Origin of the sequence: Mycobacterium sp. E3339, assembly GCF_001666915.1 — a bacterium.
Classification (GTDB): domain Bacteria; phylum Actinomycetota; class Actinomycetes; order Mycobacteriales; family Mycobacteriaceae; genus Mycobacterium.
In genome coordinates this window covers 1-11625 of sequence record NZ_LZIZ01000125.1, presented here as the reverse complement: position 1 = coordinate 11625, position 11625 = coordinate 1, and the positions used below count along the sequence as shown (strand labels likewise).

Sequence of the window (11625 nt, the reverse complement as noted above, 5' to 3'; positions counted from 1 at the left end):
TCGTCGACGACGTGGTCTGGGGGTGTGTGTCTCAGGTCGGCGACCAGTCCAGCAACATCGGCCGCTACGCGGTCCTGGCCGCGGGCTGGCCCGAGACCATCCCGGGGACCACCGTCAACCGCGCGTGCGGGTCCAGCCAGCAGGCGCTCGACTTCGCCGTGCAGGCGGTGATGTCCGGCCAGCAGGACGTCGTCGTCGCCGGGGGCGTCGAGGTGATGAGCCGGGTTCCCCTCGGTTCGGCCAGGGCGACCGGCATGCCGTACGGCCCGAAGGTCCTCGCCCGCTACGACGACTTCTCGTTCAACCAGGGGCTGTCGGCGGAGATGATCGCCAAGAAGTGGGGATTCTCCCGCACCCGGCTCGACGAATACTCCGCCCAGTCCCACGAACGGGCCGCCGCGGCCCAGGACGCGGGCGCGTTCACCGCTCAGATCGTTCCGGTGTTCACAGATGACGAAACCGTCGTCGCCGCCGACGAGGGCGTGCGGCGGGGCACCACGGTCGAGAAGCTCGCCGGACTCAAGCCGGCGTTCACCGAGGACGGCGTGATCCACGCGGGCAACTCCTCGCAGATCTCCGACGGCGCGGCCGCCCTGCTGGTGACGACGGCGGAGATGGCGGTCGAGCTGGGGCTCACCCCGCTGGTGCGCTACCTGGCCGGCGCGGTGACCGGGGCGGATCCGGTGCTGATGCTCACCGGGCCCATCCCCGCGACCGAGAAGGTGCTGAAGAAGGCCGGCGTGCCGCTGGCCGAGGTGGGCGTGTTCGAGGTGAACGAGGCCTTCGCGCCGGTGCCGCTGGCGTGGATCGCCGAGACCGCGGCGGACCCCACCCTCGTCAACCCGCTCGGCGGCGCGATCGCGCTGGGGCACCCGCTTGGCGCGTCCGGGGCGGTGTTGATGACCCGGATGGCGCACCACATGCGTGCCAACGGGATTCGCTACGGGTTGCAGACCATGTGCGAGGGCGGCGGCACGGCTAACGCCACCCTGGTCGAACTCGTGGGCTAGCTCCGGCGAGGCCCACCGCGAGAAAACGGTCCCTGGGTGACCCTTGTCACAGCGGCCCAACTAACCTACTGTGTGTTCACTAGGTTGGTTCGTCCCGCCAGTCGGTCAAAGGAGTCCGGTGCCAGACGCACGGCCATACGACACGTTGCTCGCCAAAGGCGAGGACCGTAAGCAGCGCATCCTCGACGTCGCGCAACGGCTGCTCACCCGCAACGGCTGGCGCAGCACCACCCTCGCCCAGATCGCCGGCGAGGCCGGCGTCACCCCCGCGGGCCTGCTGCATCACTTCGAATCCAAAGAGCAGCTGCTGCACGCCGTCCTCGATGCCCGCGACCTCGACGACGACCTGCACGCCGACCGGACCGGCGATCTGTTCGCCCAGATCGCCCAGGTCGCGGACCGGTTCAACCGGGCACCCGAACTGGTCGGAACGTTCACGGTGCTGCTCGTCGAAAACATCCTTCCCGACGCCCCGCTGCACGACCGGATGTTGGCCCGGCATCGCGCGGCGACCGACATCGTCGCCGACCTCATCCGCCGCGGGCAGGCGGATGGCCGGTATCGCACGGACATAGACCCCGCCGTCAAGGCGGTGGAGATTCTCGCCTTCGTCCACGGAATGGAAACCACATGGTTGCTCGATCCATCGATACCGCTAACCGAGGTGTTCAAGCAGTACGCCGAGACACTGGCGCGGGACTTCGCCCCGCAGACGAGCCGCGCGGCGACATGAGGTACCGGCTCGACGTGGTCGCGGCGACCGTCGTCGACGTCGTCCGCTTCGCCGGCGGCTGGCTCTTCGACCGGTCGATGGCCGGGTGGGACGTCACGGTCCTGGTAGCCGACCATCTCGACGACCGGCCGCTGCAGATCCTGGGCGCCCGGGTGGTCGACCTCGAACAGGCCCTGGCGTCGGTGCAATCCCGCCCCCGTCCGCAGGCCCTGGCGGCCGCGGCGGACCTGTTCGGGTGCGACTCCCGCGTGCGCCAAGGGGTGTTGCAGGCCCTCGATCACGGCGTCACCGAGGTCACGCTGTGGGGGGAGAACTGGCCGGCCGAGCTCGACGACAGCGTCGGCCTGGTGCAGCACCGGCTGAGCATGGCCGCCCACACGTTCAAGGCCCAGGCCCTGGCCGCCGCCGCGCTTCCGCACGCTTCCATCGGCCATGTCGAGACGTTCCGCAGCGGGCTGCTGGCCTGGCCGTCGGTCGCGGCGGATCTGGTTCCCGCGAGCTGACACCGGCATCCCACGCGCCGACCCCTCGTTGACGGCCAGGTTGCCGTATGGAAATGTAATACTCATCTGCGAGAGGCGCGTTCTCACTAGCCGAGATTCAAGGAGCGGGAGATGGCGAGCGAATTCTCCGAGTTGGACTTCTTCCGCGGCACCGAGCTCATCGAAGACCCGTACCCCTACTACGAGGCGCTGCGCGCGCAGTGCCCCGTCACCCGGGAGAGCCATCACGGCGTCACCATGATCACCGGCTGGGACGAGGCCTGCGCGGTCCTCAACGACGCCGAGACGTGGTCCTCCTGCATCTCGGTGACCGGCCCGTTCCCCGGCTTTCCGGTGCCGCTGGAGGGCGACGACATCACCGAGCTGATCGAGCAACACCGCGACGAATTGCCGTTCAGCGACCAGCTACCCACCCTCGATCCGCCCACCCACACCAACCACCGCTCGCTGCTGATGCGGCTGATCACGCCCAAGCGCCTCAAGGAGAACGAGGACGCCATGTGGGTGCTGGCCGACCAGGTGCTCGACACCTTCCTGGCGCCCGGGCACGGCGACTGGATCAAGGGCTTCGCCGGGCCCTTCACGCTGCTGGTCATCGCGGACCTGCTCGGCGTGCCCGAGGAGGATCGCGACAAGTTCGTCAAGGGCATCCGCGACCACTCCGGTGGCGGCGTCGGGGGCACCAAGGGCTCGCTGGCGCACAGCCCGCTGGAATTCCTCTACGGCCTCTTTTCCGACTACGTCCGCGACCGCCGGCGCGAGCCGCGCGACGATGTGCTGACCGGTCTGGCCACCGCCACCTACCCGGATGGCTCGACCCCGGAGGTCGAAGACGTGGCCCGGGTCGCCAGCAACGTGTTCTCGGCCGGCCAGGAGACCACCGTGCGGCTGCTGGGCGCGGCCTTGCAGACGCTCGGGGAGCGGCCCGACATCCAGGCGCAGTTGCGCAAGGACCGCAGCCTGATCCCCAACTTCATCGAGGAGTCGTTGCGGCACGAGAGCCCGGTCAAGGGCGACTTCCGGTTGAACCGGGTGCCCGTCAATGTCGGCGGCGTCGACCTGCCGGCGGGGACCACCGTGATGGTGGTGCAGGCGGCCGCCAACCGTGATCCCCGCCGCTTCGAAGACCCGACCACCTTCGACCCGGCCCGCAAGAACGCCCGTCAGCACATCTCGTTCGGGCGAGGTATCCACAGCTGCCCGGGCGCGCCATTGGCCCGCGCCGAAACCCGGGTGGCGATCGAGCGCCTGCTCGACCGGACGTCCGACATCAGGATCAACGAGAAGGTCCACGGGCCGGCGAATGACCGCCGGTACCAATACGTTCCGACCTACATCCTGCGCGGGCTGACCGAGCTGCACCTGGAGTTCACCCCGGCATGAAAGTCACGGTCGACGACCAGCGCTGCCGCGGCCATGGCGTCTGCACGACGCTGTGCCCCGAGGTCTTCAGCCTCACCGACGATGGTTACGCCGAGGCGATAGCGTCAGACGTCCCAACGGAATTCGAGGTCGCCACCCAGGAGGCCATCGAGTGCTGCCCTGAGCAGGCCATCAGCAAAATCTAATCCAGTCAAGGAGATTCAGTGGCGAAAGGTTACGTCATCCTCACGGAGGCCATCAAGGACCCGGAGGGCATGAAGGCCTATGGCAAGGCGGCCGGTTCGGCGATGGCGGGTGCCACCATTCTGGCGGTGGACACCGCGCCCAAAGTGATCGAGGGCACCTGGCACGGCGACCAGACCGTCGTGCTGGAATTCGAATCGGTGGACGCCGCGCGCGCCTGGTACGAGTCCGAGGGGTATCAAAAGGCGGCAAAACTGCGGCAGGCGGCGGCCGACTGCAACGCCGTCATCCTCTCCGGCTTCTGAGCGTCTTACTCACCGACGATCGAGATGGCCTGCCGAGGGCACTGACGCACGGCCTCGCGCACGTCATGTTCGTTTTCCGGCGTGACCTCTTCCTGCAGCACCGTCAGCATGTCGTCGTCGCCGAGCAGGAAGATCTCCGGATTGATGCCCATGCAGACGCCGTTGCTCTCGCAGAGTCCCCAATCGACTTCGATTTTTCTCGTCACGGCAACCCCCTTACCGAAGTACCTTGACGGGCACGTTCTTCCAGCCCGCGACGTTTTGCATGGTTACCCGTTGGCAGCCCGCCCAGTCCACCTCGTAGCGCGGCATGAAGTCGAGGAGCCGCTCCAGCGCGATCCTGCTTTCCATGCGGGCCAGCGCCGCCCCGAGGCAGCTGTGGATCCCGTAACCGAGCCCGAGGTGCTGGGCCTCGGTCTGGTCACGCTCGATGTCGAAGGTGTCGGCGTCGGTGAAGGCCTCCGGATCGCGGTTCGCCGCGGCGCCGCAGAGAAACACCGGCTTGCCCGCAGGGATCACGCCACCGCTGACGTGTGCCTCCTTGAGCGTGTAGCGGACGTTGTACTGCACCGGTCCCTCGTAGCGCAGCAGCTCTTCCACGGCCCCGGGGATCTTGTCGCGGTCCTCCTGTAGCTTCTGCCACTGGTCGGGGTGACGGGCGAAGATCACCGCCGCGTTGCCGAGCAGTTTGGTGACGGTCTCGGCGCCCGCACCGCCGAGAAGGGTTGCGAACCCGCAGATCTCGATGTCGTCGAGCTTGCGCAGCTGCCCGTCTTCGCCCGGGACCTCGGCCGCGATCAGGCGGCTGATCATGTCGTCCTGCGGTTCCTGGCGGCGCTCCTGCACCAGGCCGAAGTAGTACATCGCCGTGTCGATGTTGGCCTGCATGCCGGCTTCGCTGATCTCGATCTGGCCCGGCTCGTGGGACAGGCTGGTGTCGATCCAGTGGCGCACCTGCTGGCGGTACTCCTCGGGCACCCCCGCCATCCGGGTGATGACCTCAACCGGGAACGGTCCCGAGAAATCCTGCACGACATCGAAGTTTTCCGGGTCGGCGGCACCCAGGTATTTGTCGATCACTTCGATGACGGTGTCGCGCTGCGATTGGATCGCCCGCGGGGTGAACGCCTTGTTGAGCAGGCTGCGCATGTGGCGGTGCTCCGGGGGATCCATGAAGATGATCGACTTCTGCTCGGGAGCGATGCCCTTGCGCACCATCGCCAGGTCGCAGCCGCGCGCCGAGGAGTACGTCTCGAAGTCCTTGAACGCCGCCGCGACGTCCACGTGACGGGTCAGCGCGTAGAAGTCCTCCTTTTCGTCGTAATACAGCGGCGCGTCCTCCCGCATCCGCCGGTAGATGTCGAACGGATTGTTGTAGTAGTCCTCGGAGTACGGATCGAAGACGACCTTCGGTTTTGTCACTGATTCTCTCCTCAGCGGCGAGGGCGGGCTGAAACCGTTACAGCGGAGTGGTTGACTGTAAAGGTAACGGTAATACCTTCGTGACGAACCGGAAAGACCGAAACGCGAGCATTTCAAACCCCCTTCGGCGCGGTCGTCCTGGATCCGAAGGCCTTGATGACGTGGTTCAAGGCACCCAGATCGCCACCGAGTTCCTCGGCGACCCCGCGCACCACGCTCACGTCCTTGTTCACGAATTCGCCGGCAACCTCGATGAACGACGCGACGGAACCGCCCGCCGCCACCATGCTCAGGACGCGGCTGCTCGCGCTGCCGTGCGACAGCGCGCCCAGCAGGGTCGGCTCCGGCACGCCGAGCAGCTCGCCCAGCCTGACGGATTCCGCGAGCAGCCCGATGTGACCGGCGAACAAGGCGTTGTTGACCAGCTTCACCTTCTGGCCGCAGCCGCGCGGACCGACGTGCAGTACGGGATCGCCGTAGCAGTCCAGCACGGGGCGCACCCGCGTCACCGCGTCGTCGGAACCGCCCACGAACAACGTGAGCAGGCCGGCGGCAACATGCTGCGGGCCCCCGCTGACCGCGGCGTCGACGACGTCGACGTCGTTGGCGCGCGCGGCGACGGCGTCGATGGTCGTCGGGCTCACGGTGGTGTGGATGATCAGCGCCGAGCCGGGCGACATGGCGCGCAGCAGCCCGCCGTCCATGCAGACCTCCCGCACCTGTTGATCGGTGAACACGCAGAGCACCACGACGTCGGCGTGCGCGCCCGCCTCGGCCGGCCGGCTGACGGCCCGCGCGCCGAGCCGTTCGAGCTCGCGGCGTTTGTCCGCGCTGCGGCCCAGGGCGAGGACGTCGCACCCGGCCGCTGCCAGCCGAGCCACCATCGGAGTGCCCATCCGTCCCGCGCCGACGAACCCGACCCTCATCTCGGATGCCCCATGAGGGCCAGCGCCGCGTCGGCCGCGTCCAGCACGGCGCCACCGCCGGCCCCGGCCCGGTCGGCCAGGTCGACCACCAGCCGGACGTCCTTTTGCAGCAGCGTCGCGGCCACGCCGGCTAGCCGCTCCAACCCGCCGATGCCGCCAAGGGCGTTGAGCGCGAAGCTGTTCCCACTGCTGCGTGACACGACTTCGGCGAGACGGCCCGGATCGACGCCCAGCGCGCCGGCCAGCGACAGCGCGGAGGCCGCCGTGGCCAGGTGGGCGGTGAACAGCAGGTTGTTCAGCAGCTTGGTGGTCTGGCCCGAACCCAGCTCACCGAGGTGGACGATCGGGTCGGCGTAGGTGGCGAAGACCGGGCGGCACCGCTCGACCACGTCGGCGTCCCCGCCGACCATCACCAGCAGGCGCCCTTCGGCAGCGGCCTGACCGCCGCCGCTCACCGGCGCGTCGATGACCGAAACGCCTTGAGTCGCCGCCCGGTTCGCCAGTTCCCGGCAGGTGTTGGGGTGCACGGTGCTGTGCACCGCGATCACGCCGCCGGGCCTCATCGCCGACAACAGGCCTTGCTCGCCCCCGGCGAGCTGTTCGACGTCGGCATCGCCCACGACGCACAGGCAGACCAGATCGCTGGCCGCGCCGAGCTCGGCCGGGGACTGCGCGACCTTCGCACGCGTGTCGGCGAATACCTCGAGGGTCTCGGGCCTGCGCGCCCATAGCGTCGTCTCGTAACCGCCCTCGACGATCCGCCGCGCCATCGGTCCGCCCTGGCTGCCCAGCCCGATGAATCCGACTCTCATCCGGCCTCCCGATCGGGCTCGGCCGGCCGCGCACCCACGCATTCCTCCACGAAGGCAAGGACATTCGCGTGGTATTCGGGGGCGGCGTGGCCCAGGCTGATGTTGTGCCCGGCCCCCGGCTGTCTGTGCACGACGAATCGCGGCGCCGCGGAAAACAAGGCGCTGATCTCCGTCACCGCCGAATCGTCGGCCTGCCAGACCTTTTCGTGCTCGGCGATGCTGAAATGCACTGGGACGCGAACGGCGGGTGCGAGCTCCGGGAAGGTTTGGCGGGCCCAGTTCGACACCATCTGGTCCTCGTAGGCCGGCGCCGACGGGGAAACCGTTGCGCCGCCGAGGACCTCGGGCGGGTACAGCTCCTCCGGGCTCCACAGCAGCCCGCGCATGCCCGGCGGGCGGCTATCGCGGGTTGCCGTTCTCAGTATTTCCCGAGCGGCCGGGTGATAGTGCCGGCCCGTGCCCGCGAGCTCGATGCCCAGCAGGTCGGCGCCGCGCGCGTCGGCCGCCATCCGCATCGTCAGCTCGCACCCACCCGAATGGCCCCACACGAATAGGCCGGCGCCGCTTGGGCGTTCGCCGAGGATGCGGTCGATCGCCCCATACGCCAGGTTGACGCGTTGCTCGCCCTCGGCCATCGCCTCGGGATACGGCGCCGAGCTGCCGTAGCCGGGACGATCGAGCGCCACCACCGTGAATCCGGCCGCCGCACCGGACCGCAGCAGGGAGTAGCCAGGGTGGCCCGGGCAGTCGAAATAGACGGCGGTGGTGCCGCCGCCGTGGATGGCCACGATCACGGCCTTGGGTTGCTCCGCTTCGCAGACGAGCGCCGACATCGGCACGCCGTCGACGATCACCAGCCGGGGGCGCGGCGGCGTCATGCGTCCGCCCGCAGCAGGAGCACGCCGCTGGGAGTCAGGCCCCCGCTGCTGACCACGCCGACGCGGGCGTCGACGACCTGGCGGTCGCCCGCCTCGCCGCGGAGTTGGCTGATGGCCTCGTGCAGGAGACCCATGCCGTGCGTGCGGCCGTGGGAGAGTTGGCCGCCGTGGGTGTTGAGCGGTAACAGGCCGTCGCGCGCAATGTTCTTGCCGCCGTCCAGGAATTCCTTGGCCTCACCGATCCCGCAGAAGCCCAACGCCTCGATCCAGGACAGGCAGTTCATGGTGAAGCCGTCGTAGAGTTCGGCGACATCGACGTCGGCCGGCCGCAGGGAGGTGCGGGTCCACACGTGCGCCGCCTGACCCAGCACCTGCGGTTCGTGGGTCAAAGTGCTTTGGTCCCAGTCGATTCGCTCAACGATCTGGGTGCCCACCGCCTCGACCAGCACGGGCGGCTTGGCGAGGTCACGGGCGGCGTCGGCGGCGGAGACGATGACGGCGATCGCGCCGTCACACGGCACGTCGCAGTCGTAGAGGCCGAACGGTGTGGTGATGGGCCGCGCGTTCAGGTAGTCGTCCATGGTCATCGGGGAGCGGTAGATGGCAGTGGGGTTGAGTTCGGCGTTGGCACGCTGGTTCAGGGCGATCCAGCCCAGCGTCTCCTTGGTGGTGCCGTAGCGGTGAAAGTGCCGCTGCGCGTTCATCGCCAGGGTGTGGGCCGCCGAGGTGGCGCCAAAGGGCATCTGCCAGCCCGACATTCGGCCCATCGACGGGGTGATCTTGCCCTGCTTCATCAGCTCGGCGTGGGTGGCCTCCCACAGCGTCCGGAAGCACAGCACGTGCCGCGCCAATCCGCATGCGACAGCCATCATGGCCGCGATCACCGAGCCGCCCGGGCCGAACGTCTCCATGGCGCCGTTGTGCCAGGTGGGCCGGATTCCCAGCGCGGCCTCCAGGGCGGTGACGCCACCTTCGCCCATGCCAGCGACCGTCATCGCGCCGGGGTAGGTGGACAGGCCGTCGATGTCGGCGTAGGTCAGCCCGGCATCGGCGATCGCCGCCTCGCACGCTTGCACCGTCAGCGCCAGCGGGGGTTGCATCAGCCGGCGCCCGATGGGTGACATCCCGATCCCGGTCAGCGCGACCTTGTCCTCGAACTTCTCGGCGGTCAGCATCGGCCGGACGTTTTCGCCGAACCTTTCGGGCGCGATCTCGTCGGCCGGCAGAGGAGCGGGTTCGGCGCCTTGCGAGGGCCGAAACAGGGGGAACCAGACGTCCTCGACCTGTTCGAAGACGACCTCCATTTGTTGGCCCAGCTCGAGCCGCTCGGGATCGCACTCCACGATGTTGGTGGTCAGCCGGACACGCGGATCTTCGGCAATGGCCACCTGCGCGATGACGTAGGGCGCCGGCAACCCGGGCAAACTGAACCGCTCGTTGATCGTGAACCCGGCCAGCGTTCCCTTGCCGGAGACCGCGCGCACTCCCACATCCAGTGAGCGGCAATAGCGGCATACCGGCGCGGGTGGATGGATCAGCGATGCGCAGCTATTGCATGCCTGCAGCCGCAGCGTGCCGTCGGCGCCCGATGCCCAGAAGAATTCGTTGTCCTGCGTGATCAGGGGCAGGGGGCGCCGCGGTGCTGCTGACACGTCACCTCCGCGAGTCGAACGGCCCGGCTGCCTTTTGGTAGGGCCGTTATACGAATCGGAGAATTACGTTATCACTTCCCAGCAGGCGCGATCGAGACAGTATCGTCGCTGGCCGTCCGCAGACGGTGGGCGCCGCCGGTAATACCGGTCAGTAGGGCACCCAGGTGCCGGTGAAATAGGTACCCCATTGGTGAAAACCGGCATTCCACATCGGTTCGTTCGGTGACCACCATGGCCGCGGCGGTGGCGGCGGCGGCACATCCTGTGCGGCGAACGGCGGCGAGTACGCCGGCGGAGGGGTGTACCAGTCTGCTAGGGCCGGTGGCGGCGTGCACGTCCGGGTTGCCGGATTGAACGACATGTTCGGGTCGCAATCCGCCGAGCTGATCCCCGGCGTCACCATCACAGTGACCGCCGTCGCTACGAACGCGATCGCTATGACGGCGATCAGGCGAGCAATAAACCACCTCATGGTGTGCCTCCCGATGGGCCATCGTGACCCTGGCGGGTTCAGTTTATTCCGTTGAGACCGCCACGACCATGGCCAAAAAGGTCGCGGAACCCCGCCGGCCGCAGGCGAGATTTCCTTTCGCCCGGGCGTTATGCTGCCCAACGGCTTATCAAGTACTTCACACATTGTCGGAGGGCTGATTGCTCGACGCGGAGAAGATCCTGATCACCGGGGCGACGGGCAAGATCGCGTTTCCCGTCGCGCGCGCCCTTTCGTCATCGAACGAGGTATGGGGCGCCGCGCGCCTCAAAGACTCCGCCGGTCGCGAAAGGTTGGTCGCCGCCGGTATCAAGCCCCTCGCGCTGGATCTCGGGGCGGGCGATTTGGCCGGCCTTCCAGACGATTTCACCTACGTCTTCCATGCCGCGGTGGACCCCGGTGCGGACGATTGGAACCGCTGCCTCGAAACGAACGCGCAGATGTCCGGCGAGCTGCTCTACCACTGCCGTACCGCCAAGGGTTTCGTGTTGTGTTCGACCGGCTCGATCTACGCGTACCAGGGACACCGTCCATTGACCGAGGCCGATCCGCCCGGCGTACCCCTGCGCGCGAATTACAGCTTCTCTAAGGTTGCGGCGGAGGCCGTGTGCACCTGGGTCGCCAGGCATTATCGAATCCCGCTGACCATCATCCGGATCTGCTCAACCTATGGGCCGCAGGGCGGCGCGCCCGCCGACCGCCTCGATGCGATGCTGGCGCGCAAACCAATTCGCCTACACCCCGACAAACCGAACAACTACAACCCAATCTATGAAGACGACTACGTCGAACTCGGCATCCGTGCGATGGAGGTCGCCGCGGTGCCGCCGGTGGTCGTGAACTGGGCCGGCAGCGAGACGGTCAGCGTCGAGGACTACTGCACGTTCATGGGGCAGTTGATCGGTGTCGAGCCGATCTTCGAATACACGCCGCAGGCGCATCCGCCGCTATGGCCGGATGTCACCCGCATGCACGAGGTGCTGGGCCGCACGAAAGTGCCCTGGCGTGAGGGATTCCGGCGCATGATCGCGGCCCGACACCCCGAAATCACGCTGCCGGAACACGATTCGACGAGGGCTTGAGGTCGCGCCATGCAGCTTCCCGGCACGCCATCGGACGAGGTCGGCGAGATCCTCGCCGCCGGACGTGGCGACATCACAACGCTGTTCGTGTCCATGGCGACCCGCCATCCCGACGGACGAGACGCCGAGTACCTGTACTGGCACACCCTCGACCACCGGCCGGAGCAGCACCGGTTGGCCGCGGTGCGCGCCTCGTTGCGGTTGGTGTCGACGCCCGCCTGCCGCTCCGCCCGGGCGATCGACGGG

14 protein-coding genes and 1 pseudogene are annotated in these 11625 nt (G+C 68.0%); 8 read left to right on the top strand and 7 right to left on the bottom strand.

The window, feature by feature from the left end; all coding sequences use genetic code 11:
* The 6 genes from A5702_RS11380 to A5702_RS11355 form a co-directional block, all read left to right on the top strand.
* The coding region (locus tag A5702_RS11380; RefSeq protein WP_068220737.1) for a thiolase family protein at positions 1-1010 on the top strand (1010 nt) is incomplete at its 5' end.
* Positions 1011-1128: 118 nt separating this feature from the next.
* On the top strand, positions 1129-1743 hold the full coding sequence (locus A5702_RS11375; protein WP_055402009.1) for a TetR/AcrR family transcriptional regulator: 615 nt from the start codon (positions 1129-1131) through the stop codon (positions 1741-1743).
* The gene (locus A5702_RS11370) at positions 1740-2246 is read left to right on the top strand and encodes a hypothetical protein (protein ID WP_068220735.1); all 507 of its coding nucleotides are present in this window, start codon (positions 1740-1742) and stop codon (positions 2244-2246) included. Before A5702_RS11375 ends, A5702_RS11370 begins: the two co-directional genes overlap by 4 nt.
* Before the next feature lie 111 nt (positions 2247-2357).
* The gene (locus A5702_RS11365) at positions 2358-3629 is read left to right on the top strand and encodes a cytochrome P450 (protein ID WP_068220732.1); all 1272 of its coding nucleotides are present in this window, start codon (positions 2358-2360) and stop codon (positions 3627-3629) included.
* Complete coding sequence (locus A5702_RS11360; RefSeq protein WP_068220728.1) at positions 3626-3814, top strand: ferredoxin; 189 nt, start codon at positions 3626-3628, stop codon at positions 3812-3814. The genes A5702_RS11365 and A5702_RS11360 overlap by 4 nt, the downstream gene beginning before the upstream one ends.
* Positions 3815-3883: 69 nt before the next feature.
* Entirely contained in the window at positions 3884-4117 is a 234-nt protein-coding gene (locus A5702_RS11355) for a DUF1330 domain-containing protein (protein WP_231633779.1), read from the top strand.
* A 5-nt stretch (positions 4118-4122) separates the two neighbouring features.
* On the opposite strand, the gene A5702_RS11350 is transcribed toward A5702_RS11355, so the two are convergent.
* The 7 genes from A5702_RS11350 to A5702_RS25615 form a co-directional block, all read right to left on the bottom strand.
* Positions 4123-4323: a ferredoxin gene (locus A5702_RS11350; RefSeq protein WP_068220725.1), complete on the bottom strand. Its 201-nt coding sequence runs from the start codon at positions 4321-4323 to the stop codon at positions 4123-4125.
* A gap of 10 nt (positions 4324-4333) precedes the next feature.
* On the bottom strand, positions 4334-5539 hold the full coding sequence (locus tag A5702_RS11345) for a cytochrome P450 (RefSeq protein WP_068220722.1): 1206 nt from the start codon (positions 5537-5539) through the stop codon (positions 4334-4336).
* Positions 5540-5652: 113 nt separating this feature from the next.
* Positions 5653-6465 carry an NAD(P)-dependent oxidoreductase gene (locus tag A5702_RS11340; RefSeq protein ID WP_231965044.1) on the bottom strand — a complete coding sequence of 271 codons (813 nt, stop codon included), beginning with the start codon at positions 6463-6465 and terminating at the stop codon, positions 5653-5655.
* Positions 6462-7277 (bottom strand): NAD(P)-dependent oxidoreductase, encoded by an 816-nt coding sequence (locus A5702_RS11335; RefSeq protein WP_068220719.1) that lies wholly within the window; start codon positions 7275-7277, stop codon positions 6462-6464. Before A5702_RS11335 ends, A5702_RS11340 begins: the two co-directional genes overlap by 4 nt.
* Positions 7274-8155 (bottom strand): alpha/beta hydrolase, encoded by an 882-nt coding sequence (locus A5702_RS11330; RefSeq protein WP_068220717.1) that lies wholly within the window; start codon positions 8153-8155, stop codon positions 7274-7276. Before A5702_RS11330 ends, A5702_RS11335 begins: the two co-directional genes overlap by 4 nt.
* Positions 8152-9807, bottom strand: coding sequence for an OB-fold domain-containing protein (locus A5702_RS11325; protein ID WP_068220714.1), 1656 nt, complete (start codon positions 9805-9807; stop codon positions 8152-8154). The genes A5702_RS11330 and A5702_RS11325 overlap by 4 nt, the downstream gene beginning before the upstream one ends.
* Positions 9808-9955: 148 nt before the next feature.
* The gene (locus tag A5702_RS25615) at positions 9956-10279 is read right to left on the bottom strand and encodes a hypothetical protein (RefSeq protein ID WP_082460000.1); all 324 of its coding nucleotides are present in this window, start codon (positions 10277-10279) and stop codon (positions 9956-9958) included.
* Between the two features lie 179 nt (positions 10280-10458).
* Between A5702_RS25615 and A5702_RS11320 the strand changes: the two genes are divergently transcribed.
* Both A5702_RS11320 and A5702_RS11315 read left to right on the top strand, forming a co-directional pair.
* Positions 10459-11379, top strand: coding sequence for an NAD(P)-dependent oxidoreductase (locus A5702_RS11320; protein ID WP_068220710.1), 921 nt, complete (start codon positions 10459-10461; stop codon positions 11377-11379).
* Between the two features lie 9 nt (positions 11380-11388).
* Positions 11389-11625 (top strand): annotated as a pseudogene (locus A5702_RS11315) (hypothetical protein); the annotation flags it as partial.